At 40.0% G+C, this 14,700-nt stretch carries 12 protein-coding genes, 1 tRNA gene and 1 pseudogene; 7 read left to right on the top strand and 7 right to left on the bottom strand.

What is annotated here, in order from left to right; all coding sequences use genetic code 11:
- Window positions 1-64 precede the first annotated feature (64 nt).
- From MK805_RS14080 to MK805_RS14050, 7 genes and pseudogenes are all read left to right on the top strand, one after another.
- Window positions 65-1,417 carry an amino acid permease gene (locus tag MK805_RS14080; RefSeq protein WP_240876529.1) on the top strand — a complete coding sequence of 451 codons (1,353 nt, stop codon included), beginning with the start codon at window positions 65-67 and terminating at the stop codon, window positions 1,415-1,417.
- Window position 1,418: 1 nt separating this feature from the next.
- Window positions 1,419-2,441, top strand: a complete 1,023-nt coding sequence (locus MK805_RS14075; RefSeq protein ID WP_240876527.1) for an SIS domain-containing protein — start codon at window positions 1,419-1,421, stop codon at window positions 2,439-2,441.
- Between the two features lie 70 nt (window positions 2,442-2,511).
- Window positions 2,512-3,297 carry a fructoselysine 6-kinase gene (gene frlD / locus MK805_RS14070; RefSeq protein ID WP_338057514.1) on the top strand — a complete coding sequence of 262 codons (786 nt, stop codon included), beginning with the start codon at window positions 2,512-2,514 and terminating at the stop codon, window positions 3,295-3,297.
- Between the two features lie 48 nt (window positions 3,298-3,345).
- Entirely contained in the window at window positions 3,346-4,092 is a 747-nt protein-coding gene (locus MK805_RS14065) for a GntR family transcriptional regulator (protein WP_240876525.1), read from the top strand.
- 300 nt (window positions 4,093-4,392) lie between these two features.
- Window positions 4,393-4,869: pseudogene (locus MK805_RS14060) on the top strand (DJ-1/PfpI family protein); the annotation flags it as partial.
- Between the two features lie 44 nt (window positions 4,870-4,913).
- Window positions 4,914-4,988: transfer RNA gene (locus MK805_RS14055), tRNA-Ala, on the top strand.
- Between the two features lie 246 nt (window positions 4,989-5,234).
- Window positions 5,235-6,308 carry a hypothetical protein gene (locus MK805_RS14050; RefSeq protein WP_240876523.1) on the top strand — a complete coding sequence of 358 codons (1,074 nt, stop codon included), beginning with the start codon at window positions 5,235-5,237 and terminating at the stop codon, window positions 6,306-6,308.
- 56 nt (window positions 6,309-6,364) lie between these two features.
- On the opposite strand, the gene rnr is transcribed toward MK805_RS14050, so the two are convergent.
- The 7 genes from rnr to MK805_RS14015 all read right to left on the bottom strand — a co-directional run bounded on the left by rnr (window position 6,365) and on the right by MK805_RS14015 (window position 14,676).
- The gene (gene rnr / locus MK805_RS14045; RefSeq protein ID WP_240876521.1) at window positions 6,365-8,692 is read right to left on the bottom strand and encodes a ribonuclease R; all 2,328 of its coding nucleotides are present in this window, start codon (window positions 8,690-8,692) and stop codon (window positions 6,365-6,367) included.
- Window positions 8,693-8,697: 5 nt separating this feature from the next.
- On the bottom strand, window positions 8,698-9,456 hold the full coding sequence (locus tag MK805_RS14040) for an alpha/beta hydrolase (RefSeq protein ID WP_240876520.1): 759 nt from the start codon (window positions 9,454-9,456) through the stop codon (window positions 8,698-8,700).
- A 187-nt stretch (window positions 9,457-9,643) separates the two neighbouring features.
- A complete protein-coding gene (gene secG, locus MK805_RS14035; protein ID WP_240876519.1) occupies window positions 9,644-9,877 on the bottom strand; it encodes a preprotein translocase subunit SecG in 234 nt (77 codons plus the stop codon).
- Between the two features lie 37 nt (window positions 9,878-9,914).
- Complete coding sequence (gene eno, locus MK805_RS14030; protein ID WP_240876518.1) at window positions 9,915-11,198, bottom strand: phosphopyruvate hydratase; 1,284 nt, start codon at window positions 11,196-11,198, stop codon at window positions 9,915-9,917.
- A 3-nt stretch (window positions 11,199-11,201) separates the two neighbouring features.
- On the bottom strand, window positions 11,202-12,740 hold the full coding sequence (gpmI, locus tag MK805_RS14025; RefSeq protein WP_240876517.1) for a 2,3-bisphosphoglycerate-independent phosphoglycerate mutase: 1,539 nt from the start codon (window positions 12,738-12,740) through the stop codon (window positions 11,202-11,204).
- A 3-nt stretch (window positions 12,741-12,743) separates the two neighbouring features.
- Window positions 12,744-13,481, bottom strand: a complete 738-nt coding sequence (tpiA, locus tag MK805_RS14020; RefSeq protein ID WP_240876515.1) for a triose-phosphate isomerase — start codon at window positions 13,479-13,481, stop codon at window positions 12,744-12,746.
- Window positions 13,482-13,491: 10 nt separating this feature from the next.
- Window positions 13,492-14,676, bottom strand: a complete 1,185-nt coding sequence (locus MK805_RS14015) for a phosphoglycerate kinase (protein WP_240876514.1) — start codon at window positions 14,674-14,676, stop codon at window positions 13,492-13,494.
- Window positions 14,677-14,700: the final 24 nt, after the last annotated feature.

Genomic DNA, 14,700 nt, shown 5'->3' with positions numbered 1-14,700 from the left:
TCTAGAATCAGTCCTTCTCAAAATTATTACACAATGCTTATTGATAAGAATGGAGGAGAAGCTTATGGCCAGTCACACCCTTACCCGTAAATTAGGATTATGGGCAGCATTAGCCATTGCAGTAGGAACCACGATCGGATCTGGTATTTTTGTATCAGTAGGAGAGGTAGCCCATGCTTCTGGAACACCAACTCTATCGATTTGGGCATGGATTATTGGTGGATTGATTGTAATTCCCCAGATGATGGTATTCGCTGAATTATCTACCGCGTACCCTGAAAATGGGAGTGGTTATGTGTATCTAAATAAAGCAGGTTGGCGTCCACTAGCCTTTTTGTATGGGTGGGCAACTTTTTGGGCTCTTGACCCACCATCTATCGCAATTATGGCACTTGCTATTGTCTCCTATATGACCATTTTCTTTCCATTCTTCGGTGGCATTGCTGGAAAGTTGCTAGCTGTTGGCCTTATTACTCTGTTAGCATCTCTTCATTATCGCAGTGTAAAAGAGGGCGGGTCTTTTCAAGTTGTCATAACGATTATGAAAATTGTCCCTTTTGTAGTTGTAATTGGATTAGGGTTGATTTATTTTAACACAGATCATTTCACAGCTCGTACAGTTGTTCATTCGGTAAGTACGAATTTATTAGGAGGGATATCAGCTACAACTTGGTCCTATACGGGAATGGCTGCTGTTTGCTTTATGGCGGGTGAATTTAAGAATCCAGGAAAAACTCTACCCAAAGCGTTGATTGGATCTTCGTTAATCATTATGGCTTTATACACCTTACTCGCTGTCTCCATCACAGGAGTTATGCCTTTTAAAGAATTGATTGGATCACAAGCTCCTGTTTCGGACGCTTTATCCTACATTCCTGGCTTTTCTCATGCAGCTTCTATTTTCGTTGCTTTGACAGCTATTATCGTCATTTTAGGGTCTCTTAGTTCTTGCATTATGTACCAGCCAAGGTTGGAATATGCGATGGCACGGGATGGTTTATTTTTTAAGCGTTTTGCCCATGTTCATCCAAAATTTGAAACGCCTCATTTTTCTATTATTGTACAAGTTATATATGCTTGTATCCTTGTATTTGCTGCTGATTTACGAACCTTGCTTGGTTATTTTACTTTAATTCAATTGCTAATCAATATGCTGACGTTTGTCGCGATTTATAAATGCCGGAAACGAGAAGATTATAAACCTATGTATCGTGCACCTATTTGGCAGTTTACTACCATCTTAGCAATTTTCGGCTCTGGAATTCTGGCATGGGGCACATTTGAATGGGCACCTATACAAGGTATGATAGCAGGCTTGATCGTGGTAGTAACAGGGTTGCCAGTGTACTTCTACTGGAATAAAAGAAACAGGATTAATGGGACAATAGAAAATTCGGAAATAATGGGGGATCTTTAAAATGTTGCATTTAGATAAAAATAAAGTTGATTTTTTAGTTACTTCAAGTATGGTTACCGAAGTAAAACAATTTATTCAAAATAGTCAGGATCATATAGGAGATATTGTAAATCAATTGGTAAATAAAAATATTACCAAAGTCTACTTTGTAGGTTGTGGAAGTTCAAAGGCTGTTGGAACTGCTGCAAAATATTTGCTAAATAAATATAGTACTATTGGTGTCGATGTTTATACAGGTTGGAATTTTGTTGATCATACACCAAAGGCTCTTGATGCTACGTCTGCAGTAGTAGTTATCTCACACTCAGGAACGACTGAAGAGGTAGTAAAGTCTCTTCGAATTGCGAACGAACAGGGAGCTACTACTATCAGTGTAGTTAACAAACCAAAAGGAAATCCATTAGCTGAAGAAGCCGAATTTGTTATTGCTTATCAAGCTGAGGCAATGTGGGAATGTCATTTACTAGCAGTTTATTTAGTAGCGCTTCTGTGGATACAAAAAATACAACCCTCTTTAGAAGTAGAAAAGATTCTCAAAGATATTCCTAAATTACCTAATGTACTTACTCATCACATTGATACATTTGAAGACAAAGCATTAGAAATGGCAAAAGGTGTGAGCCATTGGAAAGGATTTTACACAATAGCAGCTGATCCTTTATTGTCATTAGCTTATAAAGAGGGAGTCATTACAAATATGGAATTCATGTGGGGACATGGTGCTGTCATTGAAAGTGGGGAATTTCGTCATGGACCGCTTGAAATTGTAGAACCAGGTGTACCATTTGTTTTCTTGATTGGAACGGATGAATCACGTCATATAACGGAACGGGCACTACAGTTTGTAAAAAGGTACAAAGGGGAAACATTGGTTTTTGATTATGCTGCTCTATCAAATGGATTACACCCTGCACTAGCACCACTGGTTATGTTTGTCCCACTTGAATGGTTTTCTTACTATTTCTCTGTAGTAAGAGATCATAATCCTGATGATCGTCGATACTATGGTGTAGTGAAATATTAAGATCTTGTCTCCCCTATTTATGTAACAGATAGGGGAGGTTCTTCTATACCATACTATAGGAGGAAGTTTGATGATGAAATTAGTGTCTGTAGGAGATAACTGCATGGATGTGTATCGATCATTAGGTATCTCCTATCCAGGAGGCAATGCTGTCAATGTAGCTGTATACGCCAGACAGTGCGGAGCTACCACATCATATGTCGGATTTGTAGGATCAGATGATTATGGGGAACAGATGCAATTGGCCCTTAAAGAAAAAGAAGTTGACATTTCTCATTTACATCGGATTAATGGAAATACAGCCGTTACACAAGTTGAGTTAAAAGGAAGTGAACGGGTTTTTGGTGAATATCACGAAGGTGTCATGAACCATTTTACGCTAGATGAAGATGATTTACGCTATATTGAACAAAACGATGTTGTTCATTCTGGCTTTTGGGGGCGCGCGGAGAAGTATTTCCCTCGTTGGAAAGATAGGCAGCTGATTACTTCATTTGATTTTGCTGATAAACTAGAAGACCCAGTGGTTCGTACAGTAATCCCCTCCGTTCAATATGCTTTTTTTTCGTATAGGAAAGACGATGCTTTTATTCGGTCATATTTACGAGAAATGCATCAATTAGGTGCGAAAGTTGTTGTAGCCACCCTTGGTGAAAATGGAAGTTTGGCTTATGACGGGAAATCCTTTTATCGTCAAAATGCCAAACCGGTTGAAGTGATCGATACAATGGGTGCTGGAGACGCTTACATCGCTGGTTTTTTAGTAGGAATTATGCACCAAAAGCCTATAGAGAAATGTGTGGAGTTAGGAAGTCAAAAAGCAGCAGAAACCATTACCTATTTTGGTGCTTGGTAAACGGGAATGTTATAATCAAGGAGGAATGTTTTACAGGAGGAATCCGGAATGTCAATCAATTATTCAACACAACCGTTTTATATGCAAATCCGTCAAATGATCAACGAAGATATTAATAGTGGAAAATACAAGCCAGATGAGAAATTACCAACAGAAGCAGAACTTTGTGAGATGTATAAAGTAAGCAGAATTACCATTCGCAAAGCTATTAAAACCCTTGTAGATGAAGGATCCCTTGTACGAATTCAAGGAAAGGGAACCTATGTAACTTCTAAAAAAATTAAGAATGAACTTCTCTCTGTGAGTGGATTTTCTGAATTTAGCCATCAATTGGGTATGATCCCTGACTCCCGAATCATACGGAGCAATGTGATTCATGCAACTCAGGAAATGGCTGAGCGCTTACAAGTAAAAAAAGAATCCCCGGTCTTAGAATTGGTTCGCCTCATGTATGTAGATCAAAGGCCTCTTTTTTTTGATCAGGCTTACTATTCTTTATTACGGTTTCCTAATTTAGAGAAAAAAATAGGTCAACAAGAATCAACCTATCAAATTTTGAAAGAGGAATATCAAACGGAAATTGCCACTAATGAAAAAGTGATTGATGTCATTTTAGCAAATAAAGAGATTGCCGAATTTCTACAATGTGAAACAGGCGCTACCTTGTTTCGCATTGAAAAAACTGCTTTTGATCACAATGAACAGTCCATCCATCTTTCTATTTTTATGTGTGAGACAAATAAAGTGAGCTTAACAGTTCATCGATCACCAAGAGCTGAAGCAAATCCATTTTGAGTTGCTCTTATAAAGTGATTTTTTTAGAAAATAATAGGTTTCTCTAAATTGGATCATCACCAATTTACGAGTATTATCGAATTTGGTTGTTGCTGTCTCTAATACTCAGAAAATGTCAATCTAAATTAAAATAAAGGGCTATATGTAAATGGATTCCAATAAAATTAAACAGGGTATTAAGAGATCCAATATTCTCTAAATACCCTTTGCATTTATTAGCCACTTGATAAATTATACTATATTATCTTTATCGAACTTTAGGAAAATCCATAATATAATTAGAATCTTCCTAGAATACGTAAAGATCTTTTAGTCTTACCTGGAGGGACTACTTGGAGAGAAGATATTCATCAACCTATCTTAAAAAGAATTTACGAAGCTTTAAAGCTTGGTACTATTGTAGCCGCAATTTGTGGTGCAACTGAGGCCCTTGCGAATATGGGATACTTAGATTCTAGAAAACATACAAGCAATGACTTAAATTATATTAAAATGGTCTGTCCTAATTATAAAGGAGAAAAATTTTATGAGATGAGACCTGCGGTATCTGGTGAGAATTTGGTTACTGCATCAGGGGTAGCACCTCTGGAATTTACGATGGAAGTACTGAAAAAATTAGATGTATTTGCACCCGACACATTGCATTCATGGTATAACCTAAATAAGACTCATAAGCCTGAATACTTCTTCCAGTTAATGAATTCAATAAAAAGGCCCTATATTTCGCTTTTGGTTGCCATACCCAAATTAGTCAGAAAAATAAATAAAATATCCTAGTGTATTGAATTACTTTTTATTTTGCTGTACACTATGAAAGATATGGGGCTATAGTTCAGAGGGAGAATGTTACACTGGCAGTGTAAAGGTCGTGGGTTCGAGTCCCACTAGCTCCACCATATAAAGGCTGATCCACAAGGACATGATTTAAATGCCCTTATGGATCAGCCTTTTCATTTCACCAAAAAAGGGAAAATAACCCGCCTCATATTACGTATCCCGAATAAAATTTCACATTTTCATCACAAAAAACCAACATATTCCCCATTTTTCTTTGATATTTTAGTTTATTTACCTATTTTAAAAATCTATAATTAGCTAGTCAATAAATATAATTTTATACTCCTGAGGAGGAAAACCTTTTTATGAAGCGCTTACTTGTTTCTTTTTTCTCATTAGCGTTAATATTTACACTCTCACCGTTACATAATCTTGCTAAAGCGGAAGAAACTCAGAAAGAGGATGCAACCCCATCAAATACAGAGCAGCCTCATACCTTACCTGCACCAGTAGAGGAAAAAACAACAACTACTGATAACAAAGAGCAACAACCAGCTGATAACAAAGAAAAAGATATGCCTAAATCAAATACAGAAACACAACCACCAGCAAGCACCACGGATAAGCCAAAAGAAACTGATAATAACACTACTACTCCTGTTACAGAAACTAAAATGGAAATTCATCGTAAACTCAACGATGTAGGCTATGCGATCAATGCAAAGCTATCCGATGTAAAATCCGCTGAAGGAACTTGGACTTTTTATGTAGATGGTAAGAAAAAAGCTACCAAAAACAACAAAAAAGCCTCTGTTTCCTTTACCCTCTCCATAGAAGCTGATATGGAGGAAGCTGGAGAAATTCAAGCTCATGCGATCAAAATCGTATTCGAAGGAAAAGCGGATGGTAAGGAAACAAAAGCTGAAGGAACTCATTCTATCCCTGATTTACAATTTGACTACAAACAAGTAGGAAACGATGATAAATTTACTGGCACTCTTAACCCTGCAAATGAAGCTGTAGGGAACTGGGGTATTGCCGTATCAGATGAGAATGGCGAAAAAATTATCGACGCAAAAGACGTTGAAAACTTTAAAGGAACCACTTTCACTCATACTTTCAAAGGGATCAAAGCAGGAACATACTTGGTATACATCGCTTTTGAAGGAAAAGTGGATGGGGAAGAAACTGCGATCATCAAGTTTATGACTTTAGAGGTTACGGAAGAAGGAAATGGTGGAGATATCAAGCCTCCTCCAACTGACTACAAACCTACAAAACCTGTAGATAAAGGAACCATTGATAAAGTTATCAATAACTCCAAAAAAGGTGGACCAATGCCTAAAACCGCTACTTCTAACCCAACTGGTTTGGCTACAGGTCTTGTCCTTGTAGCACTTGGCGGCGCAATCCTTGGATATCGTCGCTTGGTGAAATAATTAAAGGGATTCCAAAGGCTTACTACTTCGTAGTAAGCCTTTTTACTATACTTCGTTCATCCATTTACACTTGTCTTCCGAGGCTTTCTTCGACGTCTCTTTCGTGGTTTTGATGGAGCGTCTGCTGCTTTTTTTGCTGTTTCTTTTTTGATGCCTGTTGGTTTTGGCTTTCTGGGGGCTGCTTTATTTGTCGGCTTTTTACGAACAGGTTTCTTCTTTTTCTTTTCCTTTTGTGTTGTTGGCAATGGAATATCTTGTGGAGTGTGCTCTAAGAGCTCAAAATCGATTTTCCGCTCTTCCATATTGACTCCACTTACTTTGATCTTTACTTTATCGCCGATTCGCAGCACTCTGCCGGTGCGTTCTCCAATCAAGCAATAGTACTTTTCTTCATACCGATAATAATCATCATTGAGAAAACTAACATGAATTAAACCTTCGATGGTATTATCCAACTCTACAAAAATACCAAAGCTAGTTACTCCACTGATAATACCCTCATATTCTTCCCCAATATGTTCTGTCATGTATTCTGCTTGTTTCAGATCATCTGTTTCCCTTTCTGCATCTACTGCGATTCGTTCACGCACAGAAGATTGCTCAGAGGCATCGGATAGAAAAAGCTGCAACTGTTCCATTCGCTCTGGGGATAAAGACCCATTGTAGTAAATTTCCCTCATCACCCGATGGATCAACAAATCTGGATATCTGCGAATGGGAGAAGTGAAATGAGAATAAAAATTAGCTGCTAAACCAAAGTGACCAGCATTTTCTGTTGAATATTTTGCTTGTTTCATAGAACGAAGCATAACGGTACTTATTACTTTTTCCTCCGGCCGCCCACTAACTTTCGCGAGTAAATCTTGTAAGGCCCGAGGTTTAACTTTATCAGCTTTGCCTTTCATCCGATAACCAAATGTGGTTACAAACTGGTAAAAGGACTGCAATTTTTCTGCATCTGGATTTTCATGTATTCGATAAACAAAAGGTACTTCTAAACGATTGTAATGTTCTGCCACTGTTTCATTGGCAGCAAGCATAAACTCTTCAATCAGTCGTTCGGCAACAGAACGCGGGCGTTTTACGATATCAATAGGCTTCCCATTTTCATCCACTTTGATTTTTGCTTCAGTGAAGTTAAAATCGACTGCACCTCTACGTATCCGCTTTGCTCTAAGTTTTTCTGCTAATTCTCCCATCAGTTGAAAATAGGGGACAAGTTCCTTATAGCGTTCGATGAGCTCTTCATCTTGCTCTTCTAAAATTTTCTGTACATTACTGTATGTCATTCGTTCATTGGTACAGATTACAGATGGATAGATATCATAAGACACCAATTCCCCACGATTGTCCATTTCCATATCACAAGTCATCGTTAACCGATCAACTTGTGGATTTAAACTGCAAATACCATTGGATAACCTTTTTGGCAGCATTGGGATTACACGGTCTACTAAGTAGACACTACATCCACGCTCATACGCTTCACGGTCAAGGGCACTTCCTTCTGTCACGTAGTACCCAACATCTGCGATATGTACACCCAACAATATGTTTCCATTTGGCAACTTTTCCACAGACACCGCATCATCGAGGTCTTTGGCATCTTCTCCATCGATTGTCACCATTACTCGATCTCGTAAATCATGCCTGCCTAGGAGGTCCTTTTCTGCAATTGTCTCACTGATAGCTTCTGCTTCTGCCTCTACTTCCGGCGGAAACTGTTCCGGCAGCCCATGTTTGCGGATAATGGAAACAATATCGACTCCCGGATCATCTTTGTTCCCAATGACTTCAATAATCTCCCCTTCTGCACTATTGCGGTCTGTCGGAAAATTACTCAGCTTTACAACGACTTTTTGACCATTGATCGCTCCCATACGATGCTCCGCAGGAATAAAAATATCTGCCGGCAGCCTTTTGTCATCTGGTACCACAAAACCAAAATGCTCATTGATCGCACGGAAAACTCCGACTACCTGTGAACGGCCCCGTTTTACAATTCTTACGATTTCCCCTTCTGGCCGGCGATCTTGTTTCTTTTTATTAAATACACGTACCAGAACAATATCTCCATCCATTGCTCCATTTATATCACTGGAATGGATATAGATGTCTTTTAAATCGCTTTTATCCGCAATAACAAAAGCAAATCCTTTTGCATTACCCTGAACTTTTCCTCTGATCAAATTCATCCGATCCGGCGTCCCGTATCTCTTGTTCTTCGTTTTAATGACGAAGCCGTTTGTTTCCAATTCCTCTAAAAGAGAAGCAAGTTTATCTTCTTCTCCTTTTAAATTAAGCGCTGCCACAATTTCCTCAAAGGATAGTGGTTTATAAGATTCTTCATCTAGAAACTGCACTATTTTTTGTAGGCTTAACAACCAAATTACTCCCTTTCAGAAGAAGTACGCAAAATAAACTGCTCCACTTCTTGAAATAACTTTTTTCTCTCTCGATCAACCGTAATAATATGAGAGGAGTTTTCGTACCAGGTAAGTGTCTTATCTTGAGAAGAAATGCTGTTATAAATAATAGTGGCACTACTTGGATTCACTGTCTCGTCATGGCGTGATTGTATGATTAGTGCTGGTACTTTTATCTGGTTCAAATTCCTTCGAACAAAACGGATCAATCGATTTAGTTCCCCAACACTTTTGAGTGGTGTGCGATCATATGGAATCAAATGCTGTTCAATATCAGGGTGTTTTTCTCCTCTCAGCGAAAAAGGCTTAAACCAATGGATCAACCTCACAAAATTTGCCCGGAAATCCTTTACCTTTATAGGAGCACACATCGATACTACTCCACTGATGAGTGACTGCTGCTGGATGGTTTGGATAAGAGCTAGTATGCCACCCATAGATAATCCTACTAAGTATAGTCTTTCTACACCAGATTGTTTCAATTCCTCAAATGCATTCTCCACACTCTGTACCCAATCTTGCCAGCGAGTCATCTGTAAATCTTCAGGGGAAGTTCCATGCCCAGGCAATAGCGGTGCAAATACCGTAAAACCTTGTTTATGTAAGTAATCTCCCATTGGTCTTAGCTCAGATGGTGTTCCAGTAAATCCATGTATGAGTAGAATACCCGTTTTTCCAGCTGAATAAAAAAAGGGGTCAGGTGAGCGCTTTATCAATTGCATCACATTCAGCTCCGATTTATATGAAAAGCGACTCGTTTGGCGAGTCGCTTTAGTAGTTTGAATAGGAAAAGTGCTGGAAACTCTTATGAAATTATACCACGAGGGAAAACAAATCGCAAAAGACAAACAATATTGGACAGCAAAAAAAACAGCCGATAATATCAGCTGTCTGAGCTAACTTAAGTATTTATTTGATAAAATATCCAACAGCTAAAGCAAGAATCATAAAGAGAACAGCCAACACTACTGTTATGCGGGATAACAGTAAATCGATCCCTCTCGCTTTTGCTTTACCCATATTATGTTCAGCACCGCCGCCAATAGCACCAGATAGACCAGCGCTTTTGCTCGACTGCATAAGGATTACAATAATGAGGCCTACGCTTACGATGCTAAACAATATTTTTACTGCAAGTACCATATGAAAATACCTCCTCGCCCCATACAATTTACCACATTTACTTCAGGTTGTAAAAAGCATTATCCCCTAGATACGTTGCAGTAAAACCAAGTTCATCCTCAATCCGCATCAATTGATTGTATTTTGCCACACGATCTGTACGTGATGGTGCTCCTGTTTTGATTTGACCTGCTCCAGTAGCTACAGCGATATCTGCAATTGTCGTATCTTCAGTTTCACCTGAACGGTGAGAGATAACAGCAGTATAACCTGCTTGTTTGGCCATTTCAATTGCATCAAATGTTTCCGTTAATGTACCAATTTGGTTTACTTTTACTAAGATAGAATTACCTACTCCACGCGAAATCCCATCTGCCAAACGCACGGTGTTGGTCACAAATAAGTCATCTCCAACCAACTGTACTTTGTCTCCAAGACGTTCTGTGAGGAGTTTCCATCCATCCCAATCGTCTTCTGCAAGTCCATCTTCGATCGAGACAATGGGATATTTGGACACGAGATCTTCATAAAAAGCGATCATTTCTTGAGGAGAACGTGTAATTCCTTCCCCAGCGAAATGATAGTTTCCATCTTGATAGATCTCAGTTGCAGCAACGTCGAGTGCTAATTTTACTTCTGTACCAGGTTTGTACCCAGCACGTTCAATTGCTGTTACGATTGTTTTCAAAGCTTCTTCATTAGAAGAGAGGTTTGGAGCAAACCCACCTTCATCTCCAACAGCCGTAGAAAGCCCTTGTTCATTTAATACTTTTTTAAGGGAATGGAAAATTTCTGCTCCCATTCGGACTGCTTCGCGGATATTGCTAGCTCCAACCGGCATAACCATAAATTCTTGAATATCTACGTTGTTATCCGCATGTGCCCCGCCATTTAAAATATTCATCATTGGCACTGGCAGCACTTTGGAGTTAAACCCGCCTAAGTAGTTGTACAATGGTACACCAAGTGCATTTGCAGCTGCACGTGCTACTGCCATCGACACACCTAGGATAGCATTTGCTCCTAGACGACCTTTGTTAGGCGTGCCATCTAACTGAATGAGGGTTTGATCAATCATCAATTGATCGAGCGCATCCATACCTTCTAATTCTTCTGCGATTACCCCATTGATATGGCGAATTGCTTGCAAGACACCTTTCCCATCATAGCGATCTTTTTCACCATCTCGCAGTTCCACTGCTTCATGCGCTCCAGTTGATGCTCCAGAAGGAACAATTGCTCTTCCAGCTACACCCGTCTCCAGTGTCACTTCTACTTCTACGGTTGGGTTCCCTCTAGAATCCAGTACTTCTCGGCCGTATATCGTTTCAATTGTAGTCATTTATTATGCTCCTCCGATTCGTAATGATTTTCCTGTCATTTCTGCCGGTTTGGTGACATCCAACAAATCCAATATCGTTGGAGAAAGGTCTGCTAATACGCCATCTGGACGAAGTTCTATCCCGGGCAATGTCACAATACAAGGAACTGGATTTGTTGTATGGGCGGTATGCGGATTTCCATTTTCATCCATGACCATATCGGCATTCCCATGATCTGCGGTTATTATCGCAACACCATTTTTATCTAGCAGTGCATCTACTATTTTCCCTAAGCACTCATCCACTGCTTCCACTGCTTTTACGGTAGGCTCTAACTTGCCAGAATGCCCTACCATATCTGGGTTTGCAAAATTAAGGATGATAACATCAACACTTTCTTCGTGGATCTCTTTCAATAGTGCGTCTGTCACTTCATACGCACTCATTTCCGGTTTGAGATCATAGGTTGCAACTTTTGGAGAATTAATCAAGATTCGCTTTTCACCTGGGAAGGGGTCTTCTCTTCCACCACTGAAGAAAAAGGTGACGTGTGGATATTTTTCTGTCTCCGCAATTCTTAGCTGCCGCAAATTATTTTGAGCCAATACTTCCCCTAATGTATTGTCTAAGTCAGTAGGTTTATAGGCCACATAACCGCCAACCGATTCACTGAACTTCGTGATACATACATAAAATAAATCTTTTGGAGGATGTTCTCCACGATCAAATCCACGAAAATCAGCATTGGTAAATGCTTGTGAAATTTGAATTGCACGATCCGGTCGGAAATTAAAGAAAATAATAGCGTCATTATCCTGAATTTTACCAACGGGTTGACCTTGTTCATCTACGAGAACAGTGGGCATAACAAATTCATCGTACACACTTTTCTCATAAGATTCATGGACAGCTTGGATAGGATCTTGATAAGTTGGACCTATTCCATAAACCATCGCATTATACGATTTCTGTGTCCGTTCCCATCGTTTGTCCCGATCCATGGCATAATAACGACCTTGCAGAGTAGCGATTTTCCCAACGCCTAGTTCATTCATCTTTGTTTGCAATTTGTGAATGTAATCGACCGAACTTTCCGGAGAAACATCCCGTCCATCCAAAAATGCATGTACAAATACTTTCTCCAATTTTTCCTCTGCACAAAGTTCCAATAGGGCAAATAAATGCTTGATATGGCTATGAACACCACCATCGGAAAGCAAACCATATAAATGAAGGCTGCTATTATGTTCTTTGACATGTTTTATCGCTTGAAGAAAAGTTTCATTATGAAAAAAGGAACCATCATCAATCGCTTTAGATAACCTTGTCAAATCTTGATATACGACACGGCCAGCACCTATATTTAAGTGGCCAACTTCAGAGTTACCCATTTGCCCCTCAGGTAATCCAACAGCATTGCCACTAGCCTCTAGGGTGGTATGTGGATACTGGCTCCAATATCGATCAAAATTTGGTTTATTTGCTGCGGCTACTGCATTGCCTCTGGTTTCCTCTCGCAGGCCAAATCCATCTAAGATACAGAGCATTACTGGTTTATGCATGAATTACACCTCATCTAACATCTGGTGAAACCCGTTAGGATCTAAGCTAGCACCACCAACAAGCGCACCGTCAATATTCGGTTGACTCATGTATGTTGCGATATTTTCGGCTTTCACACTTCCTCCGTACAGCAAACGAACTTTATCTTGATAGCGCTCAGGAAGTAAACTGCGAATGTAGGAAATAACCGTTTCCGCATCATCAGGAGTTGCCGCCAACCCTGAACCAATCGCCCAAACCGGTTCATAGGCGATGATTAATTTGCCTACTTCAACAGCACTGACATCCTCTAATGCTGTACGAATTTGACGCTTGACTACTTCATTTGTTTTTCCCAGCTCTTTTTCTTCCAATGTTTCTCCCACACATAAAATCGGGGTTAAACCAGCAGTAAGTGCAGTGCGAAGTTTACGGCCTATCATTTCATCTGTCTCAGCAAAATACGCCCGTCTCTCCGAGTGACCAATAATGACATGGGTAACATGTAGTGCTTTGAGCATCTCCACACTTACTTCACCTGTATAAGCGCCTTCTAATTCCCAATGCACATTTTGTGCACCAATTTGGATCGAAGTACCTTCACATGCTTCTGTCAGCCAAGGCAAAGAGGGAAACGGAGCACATATGACTACTTCGCGATCCTCAGGAATGGTTTGCTCATGAAATCGCCTTAGAAAATCCTTTGTTTCTAATAGGTTTTTATACATTTTCCAGTTGCCAGCTAGTATAGGTGTACGCATGATCTACCCCCTATCTTTTATCTGTCAAAGCTACTACTCCCGGTAACTCTTTTCCTTCTAAAAACTCAAGAGACGCCCCGCCACCAGTGGAAATATGATCTACTTGATCGGATAGGCCTGATTTTACGAGTGCAGCCGCAGAATCTCCGCCTCCAACGATAGAATAGGCATCAGACTCAGCTAAAGCTTCTGCCACACGATATGTTCCTTTTGCAAATTGATCCATTTCGAATACTCCCATAGGGCCGTTCCAAAGAACCAACTGAGAAGAAAGTACCACATCTCGAAACTGTTCACTCGTTTTAGGACCAATATCCAGAGCCATTTTGTCAGTTGGTATCTGATCAATATCTACTGCTGTACCTTTTGCATCTGCGGCAAAACGATCCGCTACCACTGCATCAATCGGCAAATACAATTTTACTCCTCTGTCTTTTGCCTGCTGGATTAAGCTTTTGGCTAAATCGAGTTTATCTTCTTCCAGCAAAGAGGTCCCGATTTCATAACCCTGTGCTTTGACAAACGTAAAAGCCAAGCCACCGCCGATTAACAGATTGTCCACCTTTTGCAGCAAATTTTGAATCACTTCTATTTTATCTTTTACCTTTGCCCCACCGATAATAGCAGTGAAAGGTCGATCAGGGTCGCTAATCGCTTTTCCTAGTACTTCCAATTCTTTTTGCAGTAAAAGCCCAGCAACGGCAGGTATGTATGCAGCTATACCAGCGGTGGAAGCATGTGCCCGGTGAGCCGCTCCAAAAGCATCATTGACAAAAACATCTGCCAGATCAGCAAATGCTTTAGCCAATACAGGATCATTTTTCTCTTCACCCGCTTCAAAGCGAACATTTTCCAGCAGGAGGATCTCTCCATCTTGCATTTGTTCTACAGCTTCCGTTACTTCTTCCCCAATCACTTGATCCACTTTTTTCACATCTTTAGAAATCAATTCTTCAAGTCTTCTGGCAACTGGTGTCAGACGATACTCTTCGACCACTTTTCCTTTTGGTCTTCCAAGATGGCTTGCCAATATCACTTTAGCGCCTTGTTCCATTAAATAGGAAATAGTAGGGATGGCAGCACGAATTCTCGTATCGTCTGCCACCTTACCTTCTGATAATGGAACATTGAAATCTACACGGCAAAACACTCGCTTGCCATGCAAATCGACATCATAGACAGTAAGTTTATTCAAAGGTGATTCCTCCCTGATTGACTC

The organism is Shimazuella soli (assembly GCF_022511585.1).
Taxonomy (GTDB): Bacteria; Bacillota; Bacilli; order Thermoactinomycetales; family Thermoactinomycetaceae; genus Shimazuella; species Shimazuella soli.
The sequence above is the reverse complement of the archived record's forward strand: the minus strand, read 5'-3'. Positions and strand labels throughout refer to the sequence as shown.

What these genes read in the sequence shown, in the direction of transcription:
- MK805_RS14080 (WP_240876529.1), top strand. Translation starts at nt 65, where the DNA reads ATGGCCAGTCACACCCTTACCCGTAAATTAGGATTATGGGCAGCATTA.
- MK805_RS14075 (WP_240876527.1), top strand. Translation starts at nt 1,419, where the DNA reads ATGTTGCATTTAGATAAAAATAAAGTTGATTTTTTAGTTACTTCAAGT.
- frlD (WP_338057514.1), top strand. Translation starts at nt 2,512, where the DNA reads ATGATGAAATTAGTGTCTGTAGGAGATAACTGCATGGATGTGTATCGA.
- MK805_RS14065 (WP_240876525.1), top strand. Translation starts at nt 3,346, where the DNA reads ATGTCAATCAATTATTCAACACAACCGTTTTATATGCAAATCCGTCAA.
- MK805_RS14050 (WP_240876523.1), top strand. Translation starts at nt 5,235, where the DNA reads ATGAAGCGCTTACTTGTTTCTTTTTTCTCATTAGCGTTAATATTTACA.
- MK805_RS14040 (WP_240876520.1), bottom strand. Translation starts at nt 9,456, where the DNA reads ATGCAATTGATAAAGCGCTCACCTGACCCCTTTTTTTATTCAGCTGGA.
- secG (WP_240876519.1), bottom strand. Translation starts at nt 9,877, where the DNA reads ATGGTACTTGCAGTAAAAATATTGTTTAGCATCGTAAGCGTAGGCCTC.
- eno (WP_240876518.1), bottom strand. Translation starts at nt 11,198, where the DNA reads ATGACTACAATTGAAACGATATACGGCCGAGAAGTACTGGATTCTAGA.
- gpmI (WP_240876517.1), bottom strand. Translation starts at nt 12,740, where the DNA reads ATGCATAAACCAGTAATGCTCTGTATCTTAGATGGATTTGGCCTGCGA.
- tpiA (WP_240876515.1), bottom strand. Translation starts at nt 13,481, where the DNA reads ATGCGTACACCTATACTAGCTGGCAACTGGAAAATGTATAAAAACCTA.